Consider the following 16,804-nt stretch of genomic DNA (forward strand, 5'->3'; position numbering starts at 1 on the left):
TTTGAATATGAAAAATATATTAAGGTCTGCATTGCTTGCAGTAGCTTCTATTATTGTTACAAACCAGGCAGATGCTCAGTGGACCGGACCAAAGCACAAACCGGGCAAGGAATTGGAGGTTAAATTTGGGACATTAACTCCTCCACACCGTACAGATGCCGATATGCAGGCTTTCCGAAGTTATGGTTTGGGGCAATTTATCCATTGGGGCATTTATTCCATAGCTGGTAACGAATGGAATGGGGTGAGTGCAAGAGGAGGTGCAGCAGCCTCAGAATGGATCCGCTCCTGGGGCGGCCCAACAGCGCCGAAAGACTGGACAACAACCTACGATAACCTATACAAACAGTTTAATCCGAAGAATTTCGATGCGAAGCGCTGGGCAAAACAGGCAAAGGATATGGGTGCAAAGTATGTTATATTTACCACCAAACACCACGATGGCTTTGCCATGTGGCCGACGAAATATTCAGATTATAGCATCTCAGCATCTCCTTACAAAAAAGATATTGTAAAACAGATTATAGATGCCTATACCGCCGAAGGCATCGATGTTTATCTATACTTTTCAATCTTAGAGTGGAACAATCCGAACTATATGGGCAAGGCACCAAAAACAGATGGAGAGAAAGCAAAATTTGATAAATTTCTGCAATACACCCGCAACCAGTTATTAGAACAGTTGGAAAATTATCCTAAAATTAAAGGATTCTGGTTTGATGGTACCTGGGATGCTTCGTGGAAAAGCGCCTACGAATTTACTTATAACCTGGAAAAGGAACTCCGTGAAAAACATCCTGGATTAATTATTGGTTCCCGTTTCCGCAATGATGAACATGGATCACGTCATTTTGATTCGAACGGAAATATTCTGGGCGACTACGAACAAGGCTGGGAGCGCAAACTGCCTGCAGAATTTGAATGGCTCAACGGTAACGATTGGGATGCCGTAATGACCATTCCACCAAATGGCTGGGGTTATATGAAAGATTGGTCAGGAATTTATACTAAAACTACCGATGACTTATTGGATATGTTAATGCATTCGGTATCCATGAATGGCAATTTTGTGTTGAACTTTGGCCCTGATGGCAATGGTAACATGCATCCGGAAGAAGATAAAATTGCAAAAGAAATCGGGGAATGGATGAAAGTCAACTCCGAAGCCGTTTACGGTGTACGCCATGCGGCACTCACACCTTCCAGATTGGGTTATTTTACACAAAAAGAAGATAATCTTTATCTAACCGTTTTCAACAGACCCGTGAATAATATTATCCGTATTGCCGTACCTAAAAATGCAAAAGAGGTTCCTGGCAATGCGGCGCTTTTAGTGGATGGCAAAAATTTACCGCTAAAACAGTCAGATATTGGATTGGATCTGGATAAGAATACTTACTATGATGTAACGCTACCAAAAGATTTCCAAACCAACAGGGCCTTTGTGATCAAGATGAAACTGGTTGCGCCTAAAGCGAAATCGGCAAAGTTGATGGATGCGAAGATGTAGCTGAGATGATCCTTCATTTCGACAGTAATGGAGGAATCTGCGTTCGTCATTCAAAGATTTCTTCTTCTGCCATGATCCACCCGATAGTTATCGGATCGAAATGACGAATGTTCAACAGAGTTGTCATCCTAAGCTTGCCGAAGGACATAAACAGCCCTTATATAAATTATTGAAACCACTTGAGGGTGAAGAAACCTCAATTTTACAAAGAAGAATGAAGATAGATACTTCCAGATTTAGAAAAATACTTTTAATCACGTTATTTACCTTAACAGCTGGCCTTGCATCGGCGCAACAGCAGGCCAGGATTATTTTGCCTTTTAATGCCGATTGGTCGTTTAAAAAAACGAAAGACAGTTCCGAAACGAAATGGGAGAAAGTTACGCTTCCGCACACCTGGAATGCTGTGGATATGCAGACCACAAAAAACTTTTACGAAGGCGAAGGGATTTATAAAAAGGATTTTCTTTTTGGAAACGAGTACAAAGACAAACGGCTTTTTTTAAAGTTCGAAGGTGTAGGCCAGTTGGCCGAGGTTTATGTCAACAATAAACTGGTTGGTAAACACAAAGGATCTTATAGTGCCTTCTGTCTGGATATCAGTTATGCGGTAAACCTTGGTAAAAGCAACACCATTGTGGTTAAGGCCAACAATACTGCTAAAAGAGATGTGATTCCTGTAAACCATTTCCTGTTTGGTATATACGGTGGGATTTACCGTCCCGTTGAATTGATCGCGACGAATAAACTCAACATTACAACCACCGATTACGCTTCGCCTGGGATTTATATTTCGCAGAAAAATGTTTCAGCCCAATCGGCCGATATTGCTGTTGAAGTGAAAATAGAAAACAAACTGGCCGTAGCAACGGATGCATCGATCAGAACCACCATTTATGATCAAGCTGGGAAGGATGTGGCACACCAGACAAAAAGCTATACTGTAAACACTCAGGGCAGACAGGATTATGTACAGCAATTAACTGTTCAGAACCCAACGCTCTGGGACGGTTTTAATAATCCATATCTCTATAAAGTGGTTACTCAGATTATTAAGGATAAGGAGGTAATAGATGAAGTTACGCAACCTTTGGGTATCCGTAAGTTTGAACTGGTAGCTGGAAAAGGAATGATGCTTAACGGAAAACGCTACAATATGTATGGCGTATCCAGGCATCAGGATCGGTGGCAATATGGCAATGCCCTGAGCAATGCACAGCACAAAGAAGATTTAAATATCATTAAAGAAATGGGCGCTACCACTATCCGCCTGGCGCATTATCAACAGGCAGAATATCTGTATTCGCAATGCGATAGTATGGGTTTTGTGATTTCAGCCGAAATCCCCTTTGTAAATACTTATTCAGGAGAGGAGGGAGATAACGCCAAACAGCAATTAATGGAATTGATTAAGCAGAACTACAATCACCCTTCCATTTACCTGTGGGGCCTGCATAATGAAGTGTACGGAAAAACTCCTGCAGATTTTCCTGCGGTATTAACGCGCGATTTAAACGATCTGGCAAAACAGCTCGATCCGTACCGCTATACGATTACGGTGAGCGGTTATGGTGAAATGGAACGGCCAACCAATCTCAATGCAGATGTACAGGGAATGAACCGTTATTATGGCTGGTATGAAGGTAAAATTGGTGGTTTAGAAAAATGGGCTACAGATCTGGAGACAAAATATCCGAATAATAAGGTCATTTTATCTGAATATGGTGCAGATGGGAATATATTTCACCAGCAGGAACAGGCCGATTTAAAGGATACTTATAATTATACCTTGCCCGATTATCCTGAAACTTACGAAACAAAAACCCACGAAATCCAGTGGCCTATTTTGGCAAAACATCCTTATATATTGGCTTCCTATGTATGGAATATGTTCGATTTCGCTACCCCAATGTGGAACCGTGGCAGTATGCCAGCTCGAAACATGAAAGGCCTGGTTTCTTTCGATAGGAAAATCAAAAAAGACGCTTTTTACTGGTATAAGGCCAACTGGAGTAAAACACCTGTACTATATTTAACTGAACGAAGGGCAACAGTGCGTAAACATCAGGTTACCGATGTGGTGGTATATTCAAATATAGGTGCACCGAAACTTTATTTAAACGGAAGGAAAATTGCTTCCGAACCTAAATTGGTTGATGGGAACGTATTGTACAGATTCGAGAATATCAATCTGAAAAAAGGTAAAAATATAATTGAAACCACCATCATTAAAGGTGGTAAGACCATTAAAGACAGCATCAGCTGGGATTTCAATAGGTAATATTTAAATGTAAATGAGTTGGCATCCTGTAATTTGGTTGATTAGTCCAGATTTGCCAACTGCGCTCGACTGTATATTGGGATGGTTATCCAAAGGTCTTGCTGCAGCACATTTATTTGATTAGTTAATGATGGCGTAGCGATGGATGTTGCTGCGCAATCTTAACCTTTTCCGTTTCATTTAAAGCTATCTTTAACCGATGGTGACTCCAAAAAGCACAAACTTTTTATCAAAAACTACAAGGTTAATTTTTATGATTAATTTACATTTGATTCAACGTTTAGTGATAATTTAGAATCGTATAATGAGAAAAATTTCAACGGTAATATTGATAGTTTTGTTATTTGGTAGTGCTTTGCACGCCCAGGAAATTAAAAACTTTAACCCTGATGGCAAGCAGATTACGAAATTCGATCAAATGGGAAAAGCTGTTGATGCCCATGATGGTGAAATTGCTTATTTCGAAGGAACTTATTATCTATATGGCACCAGTTACGACTGTGGTTTCGAATGGAACAACAAAACAGCACCCTTTTGTGGTTTCAAAACCTACTCTTCCAAAGATATGGTGAGCTGGAAAGATGAAGGTTATTTATTTGATGCGAGTACACCTTTATGGCAATCGCGCTGCGATGGCAAAACTTATGGTTGCTTCCGTCCGCATGTCATTTTCAATTCAAAAAATAAAACCTATGTGTTGTGGATCAATGTGTACGATAATGTGAGCGGGTATAGGGTATTTACGGGTAAATCACCGATAGGACCTTTTACAGAACAACCTGAACCCAAAATTTCCATCAACAGCAACATGCCTGCCGCTGGTTTAAACAATGGCGATCACGATCTTTTTATTGATGATGATGGAACAGGATACCTGGCTTTTACCGATTGGAGAACAAAAGGAACGATAGTAATAGAACAACTAACGGCCGACTATCTTTCAGGTACCGGTAAAGTTGTTAAGGCTATCACACCAGGACAAACAGAAGCACCGGCATTATTTAAAAGAAAGGGGATGTATTACTTAACCTATTCTGATCCCAATTGTGGTTATTGCTCGGGTACAGGAACCTCTTACCGCACTGCAAAAAATGTTTTAGGCCCTTGGTCGGAAGGCAAAAAGATTAGCGATAACTCTTGCGGTGGACAACCCTCTTTTGTGTCTACCATGAAAATCAATTCTGAAACCATTTATCTTTATGGAAGTGATTTATGGAACAATGCAGCGAAAAACGAAGCGCTGGCTAATTTTTATTGGGCTCCCTTGACGTTTGCGGCCGATGGTGCTATAAACCCAATGGAATGTTTGAAAACTTTCGCTATAAAGAAAAGTAATGTAACGCATAAAGCTTTAGATGAAGAAGATTATCTGGCCACTTGCGATATTAATTTAAAACTACAGCGCACGCAATCTTTCACCGCGACAAAGTCTGGTACCTTAAAATCCGTAGAGATTACGACGCTAAAAAGTGGCTATCCTGATCAGGATCTGAACATGGATTTTTATCCCGCGGCCGCTGGAAAAATTAATGGGACGGCTATCGGAAAAGTGAGTATCTCTGAAAAAGAGATGGGCTGGTCAGCAAAACCGATTCTGGTGAAAACAAATGTACCCTTAAAGAAAAACCAGCAATATGTTGCCGTAATCTATTCTAGCACTACGAAAGGATGTTATGGATTGGCTTCAAGTACTATAATTGAACCGAAAGAAATGGCTTCGATCAGTAAGGATAAGGGTGAAAGTTTTGAAGTAGAGCAGGGTAAAAAACTTAAAATCAATTTCAATATCAAATAATTCCAATCGGCGGTCGCGTCTAAATCACTCATGCGTCATCCCCCTGCGGAGGCGGGGATTTTGGGGCACTCAGCAAATTAGAAAAGCATTAGGAATATCTCCGATAGGCATTGTACAACTCCTAATGATTTCGGTATGGCAATGCCCATAAATAGTTTTACTTACTCTTGCTATATTGCGCTCAATAATAATTTAAGTAAATCTGAATGGAAGAAAGCGATAAACCCGAATTTTGGGAAGTTGCATTTGGCGATAAACAAGAAATGTGGGGCTTTGAACCTGCAAAATCTGCTGTGCTCACCAAGGATCTCTTCCTGACTAAATCAGTAAAAAACATACTGATTCCAGGAATTGGTTATGGTAGGAATGCGCAGGTTTTTGTAGATGATGGAATAAGTGTTACCGGAATTGAGATATCCAAAACGGCTATCGAGATGGCCAGAAAACATTATGGTACAGATATGGTAATTTACCATGGCTCTGTAACCAATATGCCTTTTGACCAAAATAAGTATGATGGCATTTTTTGTTACGCACTGATCCATTTATTGGATGGTGATGAAAGAAAAAAGTTGATCAGTGATTGTTATCATCAGCTTAGAGACGGTGGTTATATGGTTTTTACAGCAATTTCTAAAATAGCGCATACCTATGGACAAGGAAAATTGATCAGTGAAGACCGTTATGAAATTGTAGAAGGAGTTCCACTGTTCTTTTATGATCAAAAATCGATAACTTCTGAGTTTAGTGGTGCTGGCTTATTTGAAATTACCGAAATTGAAGAAAACCAATCTTTTTACCTGATTAAATGTAGAAAGTAGCAATAAATAAAGAGATGCTAATAATCATCTAACATCTCTTTATTAAGTTAATCTATATTTTGAAATTTAAATGGATTTAATTTCTTCCTGGATAATAGGTTCTCACATAGGCAATATCTCCCTGCGAAATGGTGGTGTTATTTGACGCAATTGCTTTATTGTTGGTTGTAAAGCGTGCTTGAACAGGATAATGCATAATCGATTTCGTATCGTAAGCATTATAGTTTAAACCAGTTCTGGAGTTTACGGAAAGCACATTGAAATCAATCTCTGATTTAGTCCAGAAATTTGGAGAACCCATATAATAATTATAAACTGCTTGTTTATTCCATGGGATATTGGAATCAGGATGTGATTGTTCATGCTCCAATCCCAGGGCATGACCAAATTCGTGAGTGATTACTCTTCTGAATTCAGTTTCATCTGTACTAGCATCGAACCCATAATTCATTGATGTTGTAGCGCTTCTGGAATCTGTACCCATATAAGACCAATAACCATCATCTTCAAAAGCAACCTTAACATCAGCGGCTGCATTGTCGGCAACGAATGAGAACGTAATGTTGGCATAAGGCTCCCAAGTTTTGGCATATTGTATTACTTTGTTACGAAACAAGGTAGATCCTCCAATGAAACGAACTTTAACAATACTTCCATTAACCCATCTTTTTCTGGCGTAGCCGTTCGCTTCAGTTGCTGGTCCGCCATCATTATTAACGAGCATTTTACAACTGAAAGCATCATGCAGTTCTGTTTTTTCAGTTTTTAAATCAGTGTTGTCGGGGATTGTTTCTTCTACATTTTTCTTACAGCTTATGGTCATGGTCATGATCAGCGCTAGCAAGAGGCTTGATTTTAAAAAATAATTTTTCATAGGTTTTTGGTTTTAAATGTTAATAATAGGTTTATGTTTTTTATAGATTAAGCTGGTTAGAAAAATACAGTGGAAATACGGTTGAGGAAAAATCCCACGCAGGGTTAAACAGCAATATTAAAAGGCTGAAAGTATTCTTTTACGAGATTATAGCATGCCGATTGGCTGCTTTAATTGTTTCCCTGAAACAGTTGGTTTTTGGCCCTGGGCCTTTGTAGAAATGAAAATATCCTCCATAATACGGTCTTTTGTTAGTAACAGTAAATATTATTCGGGATGAATAATCAAATATAGAAGGGGATATGCTTTAAATGAAAATAAAATTTGCTTTTTTACACCAAATCTAGTGTATGTTTGTAATTAGGAATATTTAGACGGTATTTTATGTTGAATTTTACATGAAGACTGAATTCGGTCGATGTTAGTGTCAATCATAATAATTTAAGTCCCTAAATTTCGAAGACTTAAATTATGTTTTAATGATTTTATGGAACTTGATTTAACATCGCTAGCATTTTGTCTTGTGCATCATCAACATGCATACATTCTACCCTGTAAAAGTCTGGAAACTGTCAACCCTCCCGGACCACCACCTATGATGGTTACCTGTTTGTTATCTAACAACACGTATTTTTATTTTAATACATCAAATAAATTCTACACAAAATTGTTGTTACCTTTGTGGATAAAATAGCTGCCTACGTCATTAAAATAGTTGTGAATGAAAATATCAATTACAGATAAGGGTTCGGGCATCGTGCATGAATTTACAAAAGTGACAGGAGCCAGGATGGAGGACTGATACATCTATATCCCCCGAAAGTAGAGACTCAAGCTATATCACCGGTTTTTCATGGGGCAACGAGTTGCACGTGATGATTGGATATTATCACTTTAAGGAAGATGTTTTTATTGATCGTACAAACGAACTTGCGGAGGGGCAGGAGGATGTTGTTTTCCTGTTAAGTGGAATTTTTCTCCCACCTGTAGAACCGCAAAAGAGAATATTGGGAGGGCAGGACAATGTATTGACCTGTATGTATGCTGTTTCTTCGATAATGGCCATGCCATCCATGAAGTGTTATTACCATTGGCAAAATTGAACAATTACATTAGCCTTAATGAATACTGACCTGTTTTTTCAAAAGATCCGAAGCTATTACAATATTTCAGCAGAAGCAGAATGTGCGTTTAAAAATCTGTTGAGGTTTAAGAAATATGCTAAAAATGAAAATTTTATCTCCCTGGGTCAGCAACCCAAAAAAGTAGCTTTTGTGCTGAGCGGACTGCTTTCTCAAAACTACCTAACCGATGAAGGCGACGTGGTGATCAAATATTTCTTTCCCGAACAAAGATTAGCGGCTTCTTTAAGCGCAATGCTGGCAGGCCAGCCCAGTATGTTCTATATCACAGCCATTGAAGAAAGCAATGTGATTGAATATGATTTTTTTGAATTTAAAAAGTTATTTACTGCTTTTCCTGATCTTGCTCTATTTTATATCAACTATACCGAACTGCATTGGATTATAGAAAAAGAACCCTTAGAAGTTACCTTTCGGACGGAAACGGCCGCCAAGCGCTATGATGACTTTCTTAAAAAATACCCCAATCTGGTAAAAAGGCTGAAGAAACACCATATCTCGTCCTATTTAGGGATTACACCAACACAGTTGAGCAGAATATTTTTAACCAATAAATAATTTTTCATTTTCTCAACATATGTAAAAGTTTAGTCCAGACCGGTGTTCCATCTTTGTGTATCGTTTACAAATTAAAATATACAGAAATGGCAACAAAAATTTTTATCAACCTACCCGTGAAAGATTTAAGCAAATCAATTTCATTCTTTACAAACCTTGGATTTAATTTCAATCCACAGTTTAGCGATGAGAAAGGCACATGCATGGTGATTAGCGACAACATCTTTGTGATGCTCTTAACCGAAAACTATTTTCAGACTTTTACAAAAAAGCCCGTGTCTGATGCAAAAAGCACGACAGAAGTTTTAATTACATTGGATAGCAATTCAAAAGAAGAACTTAAACAACTGGTTGAAAAAGCGGTAGCGTTAGGCGCTATGGTTTACAACGAGCCACAAGACTATGGCTGGATGTATCAGCACGGTTTCGCTGACCTTGACGGACATCAGTGGGAACTGGCCTATATGGATCTCTCGCAATTGCCAACTGAATAATTTTTAACCTAATATTGATCAAAATGTCAACATTCAATCCAAAATTCGAAGAATATATTGCAGGATCCGCAGATTTTGCCAAACCAATCCTAAGCTATTTGAGGGAAATCATTCACGAAGTATGTCCTGAAGTTGAAGAAATAATCAAGTGGGGGATTCCCCACTTTGATTATAAGGGCGATATGATGTGTATTTTGGCGGCCTACAAAAACCATTGTTCTTTTAGTCTTTATAAAGCGGAGCTGATGAGCGATCAAAAGCTAATCGAAAGCGTAAAAGCAGGGAAGAAGATGGGCTACATGGATAAAATAAAAGCTTTATCAGATTTACCCGACAAGAAGACATTAGTTGCCTATATTAAGGAAGCGATGGTTTTAAATGAAACTGGTATGAAAAAAGTAAAACCTGTAACTGAAAAACCAAAAACAATTGAAGTACCGGATTACTTTAGCGAAAGACTCGAAGCCCATCCTGTGGCGAAAGAAATTTTTGAAAGTAAAACACCATCTTTTCGAAAGGATTATCTGGTCTGGATTACTGATGCAAAAACGGAGGCGACCCGTCAGAAAAGAATTGATCAATCTTTAGCTTGGATCGCGGAAGGAAAAGGAAGGTTTTGGCAATATGAGAAATAAAAACCATCTACTTCAAACGTTTAGTTCGTTATTGATTTGTTTTCTAAAATTGAACGTTTAGCGATACTTTTTGAACGTTGGGCTATCGTCCTGCCCAAATAGGCAGTTTATCTTTGGTTTATTAAAATAAATCAAAAATGACGACAACAATATTCACTTTAAAAAGTAACGAATTAGGCGGACAGCTCAATCAGGAACAATATGTCAGGGGTATGGGTTTTACAGGGCAGAACCGCTCGCCTCAGCTTTATTGGGAGAACCCGCCCAAGGAAACCGTGGCTTTCGCTTTGACCATGTACGACCTGGATGCCCCAACGGGCAGTGGTTTCTGGCATTGGGTGGTTTTTAATATTCCGGCAAACATCAGTGAACTGCCATCTGATGCCGGCAATCCAGTTAAAAATTTAATGCCAGATAATGTGATCCAGAGCAATACGGATATGGGCACACCAGGATATGCCGGTGCTGCTCCACCCTAAGGCCCGGCGCATCGTTATCTGATCACTGTTTATGCCCTTGCTCAAAAACTTGACCTGGATAAAAACGCAACGCCCGCATTTGTAGGCTTTAATCTGAATTACGTTACGCTCGCTAAAGCCTCATTATTGGTTTACGGACAAAAGTATTAAATTAGCCTGAGATGAAACTAACTGAACCCATCTCCATTTTTAGCTATCAGGCCAAAGGGAGCAGCATTAAAAACAGGATTACCCTCCAGCAAAACCTTTTTAGCTTTTTGCTGGAAGGGGCAAAAACTGTCTGTTATGCAGATACCAGGATTGATATCATACCCGGTCAGTTTCTATTGCTTGCCGCAGGAAATTGCCTGATGAGCGAAAAAATGGTGACATCAGACGGCCATTACCGAAGCATACTGATCTCTTTCGATAATGGCGTACTTGCTGATTTTTTCATCAGGCATACAGATCTGCTTCGTGTACAAGCCGCTAAAATTGCTGAAGAACCTATTCTGCGTTTTGAGCAGGATGCTTTTCTCAAAAATTTTATCCTTTCCCTTGAACATATGCTGGCGGATAATCAAAGTATTTCACCAAAAATGCAGCAATTAAAATTGCACGAGCTATTGCTCTATCTAAGTGAGCATTATCCGGGTGAACTGCAAAAACTCCGGGGCATCAGTCAGGAACCTGTTGATGATATCCTGATCAGGCAGGCTGTTAATGCCAATATTGATCATCCGGTAAGCGTCGAAGAGCTGGCTTTTTTATGTAACACAAGTTTATCTACCTTCAAGCGTCGCTTTGCCAGGATCTATTACACCTCGCCAAGCAAATGGCTGCTGGAAAAAAGAATGCAAAAAGCGGCTATGCTGCTTAAACAGGGAAATACCACCGCCAGTGAAATCTACTATGAACTTGGCTATGAAAATTTATCCAGCTTTATACAATCTTTTAAGCAGGTACACGGTATCACGCCCAAACAGTATCAATTAAGTCATTAAAAATGAACAAACAATATTTTACCAGCTTAGCTGCTTATAACAGCTGGGCGGATGATAAAGTTATGGCCTGGTTAAGCCAGATCACTGACACACAATGGGAGCAATCCCTTCCTAGCAGCTTCAGCAGCATTAAACAAACCAGTGTCCATATGGCCAGTGCGGAAAAAATATGGATCGATTTCTGGACAAAAGAAACCAACCCGGTTTATCTGTCTGCCCATTTTGAGGGCTCTAAAAATGAGCTGATCAACATCTGGAAAATAGCTTCAACAGGGATGCGGAATTTTATAGAAAACTATCCCGAAGAAAACTACAACGATCTGGTTACCTTTGTTTATCCCAGAGGAGGGGCTGGACAGATGGTTTACTGGCAAAGCTTTGCGCATATCATGAACCACTCCACCTATCATCGCGGTCAGTTGGTAAACCTATTGCGGCAAGCAGATTTTACTGGACTATCTTCGCTCGATCTGGCCACTTATTACTTGACGCACACTATAAATGCATCATAGAAACAGTATTTAATACAAAAGCTCCAAGCCTTAAGACTTGGAGCTTTTTGTGATCCCGCAGGTACTGAACTCGAACAATTAGATTTAAGGTTTAACACTTAAATGGACCAGATCATCTTTGATCAATTATTTTGCCGGCCCCGAAAATTAATCCAGCCCTTCTAATGGGTTGTAATGGCCTTTTTAGCATATCCCAGGTTAAATCTCGTTGTATTTCCATACACCGGAAATGGTAAGCAAAGTTAGTCCGGGCTGTTTTTCACCATAACTAAAAACACAAATATACTTACAGCCACAAGAAGGGCAATCTGTTCCAATGTATAGCGTTGGTAAATTATTTACCGTTAATTCTCCAAAATGCAGTGAATTTCTGGAAGTTTCGGAAACAATTTTATTGCCTAGTAATTCATTCTTAGCTAAAACCTTTTCGTGGTTGTACAATTGAAAAACCGGAAAACCGGTTTCGTATGGCGTTATTTTAATGCTGTTTTCTTCTCCGCAATCGGAACATTTGAATTTTACTTCTGCTAACTGACCGATTTCGTCGTTACTGAAGATGTTTTTTTCAACAGGAACCTGTTTTTCAATGAATATTTTTTTTGAAATGGAATACATCTAAATTATTTTATTGTGCAATAACTACCCCTACAGCTCCCGGATATTTTCCACTTGGATTTTTCTTAATCGTAACTTTGATGTATCCTTCCTGTGCCAGTTTATTCCATGTTTTTTGGTAGCCGGTTGTCGGATCGATCGGGATTTTCCACATCGTCTGCTTACCATTACCTACCTGATTAAACCAGGGGATAACGTCTGCTGTTTGGCCCCCGAAATTTAGCGAATTATTTAGAACTTCTATTTCATAATAAAAATCATAAGAATTTTCAGGTTGGTTCAAAGCCCTTTGCCCGAAAGTATATACGGATCCATTGATAATCGGACTTGTAAAACTACCGCCCAAAGTCGGAGCTCCGGTTCCGCTATAAGTTCCTATGCCATTGCTATACCGATCATATCTTTGTCCCATCGTAATAGGCGTATCATCTACCGTATTATACCCTCCATTTGCAGGCGGCCATTTTCCGTTTAAATTATCATTTATAAATAAAGTTTCCAGCTCACCCCACTTTTTCGACCTGTATAAATCGTAAACCCTATCTCTTACCGTCTGACTTACAGCATTCGAAGGATCATAAGTTGCAGCCAGTTCGTTTGCATTTTTGTAGAACTCAGTAGCCGGTTTGTGCGGCTGTTCACCTAAAAGGTCATCCTTATCTGAACGGCAGGCCACAGAAAATACGGCAATGTTTAAAAGCAGCAGGTACTTCAATAAATTTTTCATAATTGTTAGTTTGGGTTTATTAAAATAGGGTTTAAAAAACTGATGGATGATGATGTAAAATCAGACATGAAAATGCATAACGAAGCTAATATTTTTTATATTAAAAAATACAATTGTATTATAATATTTACTACAACAATAAACACATGAGTTTTATATGATGTGATCAATCCATAAGAACTTGAGGACTTGAATGCTTCTTTTGCCGGTGGGAATCAGTTGAATAATAGGAAAAAAGATATGGCTGTCCTTATCCTGATTAATAAGCTCTGCTTTATGTGAAGGTAATGGCTTAATTAAGGGATGATGAAAATAGGAAAAAATTCTGCAGTTTTCACAAATAGGGTGAGATCAAAATAGCTTCCCAACTTTTGTAACACGGTACTTTTTGCTTGTCCAAATAGTGGCGACAATAGAGTTGCTATTAAATTATTGTAAAAATGGACAAATTAAAAAACAAAGTTGCTGTAATAACAGGGGGGAGTAGTGGGATTGGTTTGGCTACAGCCAAAGAATTTATCGCAAACGATGCAAAAGTTGTAATTTTTGGGCGGGGTAAACAAGCCCTCAATGAAGCTGTAAGCGAACTTGGCCCAAACAGTCTTGCTGTACAGGGAGATGTGTGTAAACTAGCAGACCTGGACAAATTGTTCGATGAAACGAAATCTAGATTTGGAAAAATTGACATCTTATTCGTTAATGCTGCACAAGCAAAATTGGCAACCATTGCGGACACAACAGAAGCTTTTTTTGATGAAATGATCAATGTAAATTTCAAAGGAGCTTACTTTACACTTCAAAAGGCCATTCCTTACCTAAATAATAACGCTTCTGTAGTCATTACGACATCTTGGTTAAATAGTATAGGTTTTGGCGGGAGCAGTTTATTAAGTGCAAGTAAAGCGGCTTTACGTTCTGTTGTCAGGGTTGCATCTGCCGAATTAATTGAAAAAGGGATCAGAGTAAATGCAGTAAGCCCAGGAGCGATCGGAACGCCACTTTGGGGTAAAATCGGGTTGCCTGAAGAGGTATTAAAAGCAGCAGGCGAAGCCATTACAGATCAAATCCCGGTTAAACGTTGGGGACAACCGGAAGAAATTGCTAAAACAGTACTATTTCTTGCTTCTGATGATTCGTCCTATATTATAGGTAACGAATTAACAGTAGATGGTGGTTTAAGGCAAATTTAAATTGTAAATTAACTAAAGCAAATTTAATGGTTTGCTTTAGTTTTATTAAAAATAAATGGATAATCCTTTTCAAATAAATTATACCGACGAAATAGATTCGGGCTTGGTAAAACTGGCCATTGGTGGTGATAAAAAGGCACTACAAAATCTAATTGGCAGACATCAATTGTTCATTTATAACCTTGCGTTAAAAATGACTAAAAGTGTTGAAGATGCAGAAGACTTAACTCAGGAAGTATTTATAAAAGCAATTACTGCATTAACAAAATTTGAAGGTAAAAGTAAATTCAGAACCTGGCTATATAGAATAACTGTAAACCACTTCTTAAACACAAAAAAAAGTAAATCCGCATTGAAAACAATAGACTTTGAAAGTTATTTTAATTCAATTGACAATATCCCTGTTCACGAACTAAATGAAACTGAAGAAAATGAACTCAAAGACACAATAGAAGAAATTAGAATAAGCTGTACAGCTGGAATGTTACTTTGTTTAAGCAGAGAACAAAGAATGGTTTATATACTAGGCGAAATGTTTGACATTGACCATAACTTAGGTTCGGAAATTTTAGGAATTACAACGGGTAATTTTCGTATTCGGTTAATGCGGGCAAGGCAGGACTTATATCATTGGATGAATAAAAGATGCGGTTTGGTGAATAAATCTAACCCTTGCAGATGCGCTAAGAAAACAAGGGCCTATATTGATGCAGGAATTGTTGATCCAAACAATTTAGTATTCAATATCCGCCACAAGAAAAAAATATATGAACTATCGGAACAAAAGGCTATTTTAATTACCCATACCATAGAAGATTTACATAGAAATGTTTTTCGACAACATCCACTTCAAGAACCTTTAACATCAACAAAAATAGTGAACGAAATATTTAATAATAAGCTAATAAAATCAATATTGGATTCTTAAATAGCACCTGTAAACTATCGATTATGAAACGTGCTTCGAGCTGGAAACTGTATATTTTATTTTGCAGGCATGTGATAAGGAATCCTATGATTTGAACGCTAAAATATATTTAATCATTGATACCTGTCGCCAAAGCAATTGGGCTTTTAGAAAGAGAAGGTAATGCCGCAGAAGAGGATTGAGCTGGACAAATGACAGGATTTATGACAGAAATCTTTCGCTCCCTGTACAGACGCATGCCCGCCCAAAATCACCTTTGACAAAAAACCTCCAAGCTTTTTGGCTTGAAGGTTTCTGTGATCCCGCTGGGATTCGAACCCAGGACCACTACATTAAAAGTGTAATGCTCTACCAGCTGAGCTACGGAATCATTTCCCTTTGTTTAAGGAGGTGCAAATATAGAGATTTATCCTTTCGTTGCAAACATTTTTTAAAAATGTTTTAGCTGTTTTTTGCTTAGCTAAAAAACAGCGCTTATAACTTGTTGATTTTGAATTTTCTAAGCATAAAAATAATTTAAAAATTTATTTTCGGCGTAACAGCAAATTTTAAAATCAGCCTCTATTTGCTTGCTTTCGGGATAAAATTCAGAAAAGACTGAAACTGTGCCTTGTGTTTATTCTTATCCAGTTTAAAATAAAAAGCACCTCTGCGGGAACTCGATTTATCCTTATCGGTCTGTTTGATCAATAGTCCACTGGCTGTGATCTTGCGGATAAAGTTCCGGTTATCGATCGGCGAATCGTAAACCTGTTCATATAAAGCCTGCAGCTGTGGTATCGTAAAGCGTTTTGGTAAAAGTTCAAATAAGATGGGATGGAGGGCTGCCTGATAACGGATTTTATCCATTGCAGCTTTTACCATCATATCGTGGTCAAAAATCAGTTCAGGAACTTCTTTGAGTTTAAACCACTCGGCATGGTATTGATCGTTGATCTGTTTACTGTATTTGTTGATATCGATAAGTGCAAAATAAACTACAGAAACCGTGCGTTCGATGGGGTCACGGTCGGGGCGGCCATAAGCGTGGAGCTGTTCGAGATAAACATCATGTAATCCCGTTAATTCCAATAATATCCTTTTGGCTGCGCCATCAAGATCTTCTGTTTCACCAATAAAACCACCCATCAAACTCCATTTGTCTTTAACGGGTTCTATGGCTCTTTTGATGACCAAAAGTTTTAACTGTTCGCCATCATAGCCAAAAATGATGCAGTCTACTGCAACAAGAACAGGTTTTTGATTTAAATATTTTCCCAT

16 protein-coding genes and 1 tRNA gene are annotated in these 16,804 nt (G+C 38.5%); 12 read left to right on the top strand and 5 right to left on the bottom strand.

Going from position 1 to position 16,804, the window contains the following annotated elements; translation table 11 throughout:
* Window positions 1–7: 7 nt before the first annotated feature.
* The 4 genes from AC04Q1_RS00940 to AC04Q1_RS00955 all read left to right on the top strand — a co-directional run bounded on the left by AC04Q1_RS00940 (window position 8) and on the right by AC04Q1_RS00955 (window position 6,407).
* Window positions 8–1,510, top strand: a complete 1,503-nt coding sequence (locus AC04Q1_RS00940) for an alpha-L-fucosidase (RefSeq protein WP_478360952.1) — start codon at window positions 8–10, stop codon at window positions 1,508–1,510.
* A 100-nt stretch (window positions 1,511–1,610) separates the two neighbouring features.
* A complete protein-coding gene (locus AC04Q1_RS00945; protein WP_478360954.1) occupies window positions 1,611–3,791 on the top strand; it encodes a glycoside hydrolase family 2 protein in 2,181 nt (726 codons plus the stop codon).
* Window positions 3,792–4,095: 304 nt separating this feature from the next.
* Window positions 4,096–5,586, top strand: a complete 1,491-nt coding sequence (locus tag AC04Q1_RS00950) for a family 43 glycosylhydrolase (protein ID WP_478360956.1) — start codon at window positions 4,096–4,098, stop codon at window positions 5,584–5,586.
* A 206-nt stretch (window positions 5,587–5,792) separates the two neighbouring features.
* On the top strand, window positions 5,793–6,407 hold the full coding sequence (locus AC04Q1_RS00955) for a class I SAM-dependent methyltransferase (RefSeq protein WP_478360958.1): 615 nt from the start codon (window positions 5,793–5,795) through the stop codon (window positions 6,405–6,407).
* A gap of 76 nt (window positions 6,408–6,483) precedes the next feature.
* On the opposite strand, the gene AC04Q1_RS00960 is transcribed toward AC04Q1_RS00955, so the two are convergent.
* Complete coding sequence (locus AC04Q1_RS00960; protein ID WP_478360960.1) at window positions 6,484–7,281, bottom strand: M12 family metallopeptidase; 798 nt, start codon at window positions 7,279–7,281, stop codon at window positions 6,484–6,486.
* Between the two features lie 1,121 nt (window positions 7,282–8,402).
* On the opposite strand from AC04Q1_RS00960, the gene AC04Q1_RS00965 reads away from it, so the two are divergent.
* From AC04Q1_RS00965 to AC04Q1_RS00990, 6 genes are all read left to right on the top strand, one after another.
* A complete protein-coding gene (locus AC04Q1_RS00965) occupies window positions 8,403–8,981 on the top strand; it encodes a Crp/Fnr family transcriptional regulator (protein WP_478360962.1) in 579 nt (192 codons plus the stop codon).
* An 86-nt stretch (window positions 8,982–9,067) separates the two neighbouring features.
* A complete protein-coding gene (locus tag AC04Q1_RS00970) occupies window positions 9,068–9,475 on the top strand; it encodes a VOC family protein (RefSeq protein ID WP_478360964.1) in 408 nt (135 codons plus the stop codon).
* Window positions 9,476–9,498: 23 nt separating this feature from the next.
* Window positions 9,499–10,110 (top strand): YdeI/OmpD-associated family protein, encoded by a 612-nt coding sequence (locus AC04Q1_RS00975; RefSeq protein WP_478360966.1) that lies wholly within the window; start codon window positions 9,499–9,501, stop codon window positions 10,108–10,110.
* A 137-nt stretch (window positions 10,111–10,247) separates the two neighbouring features.
* Window positions 10,248–10,589 (top strand): YbhB/YbcL family Raf kinase inhibitor-like protein, encoded by a 342-nt coding sequence (locus AC04Q1_RS00980; protein ID WP_478360967.1) that lies wholly within the window; start codon window positions 10,248–10,250, stop codon window positions 10,587–10,589.
* A gap of 161 nt (window positions 10,590–10,750) precedes the next feature.
* Window positions 10,751–11,572 (top strand): helix-turn-helix transcriptional regulator, encoded by an 822-nt coding sequence (locus tag AC04Q1_RS00985; RefSeq protein ID WP_478360968.1) that lies wholly within the window; start codon window positions 10,751–10,753, stop codon window positions 11,570–11,572.
* Window positions 11,573–11,574: 2 nt separating this feature from the next.
* Window positions 11,575–12,084, top strand: a complete 510-nt coding sequence (locus tag AC04Q1_RS00990) for a DinB family protein (RefSeq protein WP_478360969.1) — start codon at window positions 11,575–11,577, stop codon at window positions 12,082–12,084.
* A 198-nt stretch (window positions 12,085–12,282) separates the two neighbouring features.
* Here the strand turns inward: AC04Q1_RS00990 and AC04Q1_RS00995 are convergent, their stop codons facing one another.
* Complete coding sequence (locus tag AC04Q1_RS00995; RefSeq protein WP_478360971.1) at window positions 12,283–12,699, bottom strand: hypothetical protein; 417 nt, start codon at window positions 12,697–12,699, stop codon at window positions 12,283–12,285.
* A 10-nt stretch (window positions 12,700–12,709) separates the two neighbouring features.
* Window positions 12,710–13,426, bottom strand: coding sequence for a hypothetical protein (locus AC04Q1_RS01000; RefSeq protein WP_478360973.1), 717 nt, complete (start codon window positions 13,424–13,426; stop codon window positions 12,710–12,712).
* 440 nt (window positions 13,427–13,866) lie between these two features.
* Here AC04Q1_RS01000 and AC04Q1_RS01005 point away from each other — a divergent pair, with 440 nt between their 5' ends.
* A complete protein-coding gene (locus AC04Q1_RS01005; protein ID WP_478360975.1) occupies window positions 13,867–14,616 on the top strand; it encodes an SDR family oxidoreductase in 750 nt (249 codons plus the stop codon).
* Between the two features lie 55 nt (window positions 14,617–14,671).
* On the top strand, window positions 14,672–15,544 hold the full coding sequence (locus AC04Q1_RS01010) for an RNA polymerase sigma factor (RefSeq protein ID WP_478360976.1): 873 nt from the start codon (window positions 14,672–14,674) through the stop codon (window positions 15,542–15,544).
* Between the two features lie 297 nt (window positions 15,545–15,841).
* Here the strand turns inward: AC04Q1_RS01010 and AC04Q1_RS01015 are convergent.
* Window positions 15,842–15,914: transfer RNA gene (locus AC04Q1_RS01015), tRNA-Lys, on the bottom strand.
* Window positions 15,915–16,105: 191 nt separating this feature from the next.
* Window positions 16,106–16,804 carry an NUDIX hydrolase gene (locus AC04Q1_RS01020; protein WP_478360977.1) on the bottom strand — a complete coding sequence of 233 codons (699 nt, stop codon included), beginning with the start codon at window positions 16,802–16,804 and terminating at the stop codon, window positions 16,106–16,108.

It is taken from the genome of Pedobacter humicola (assembly GCF_056490705.1).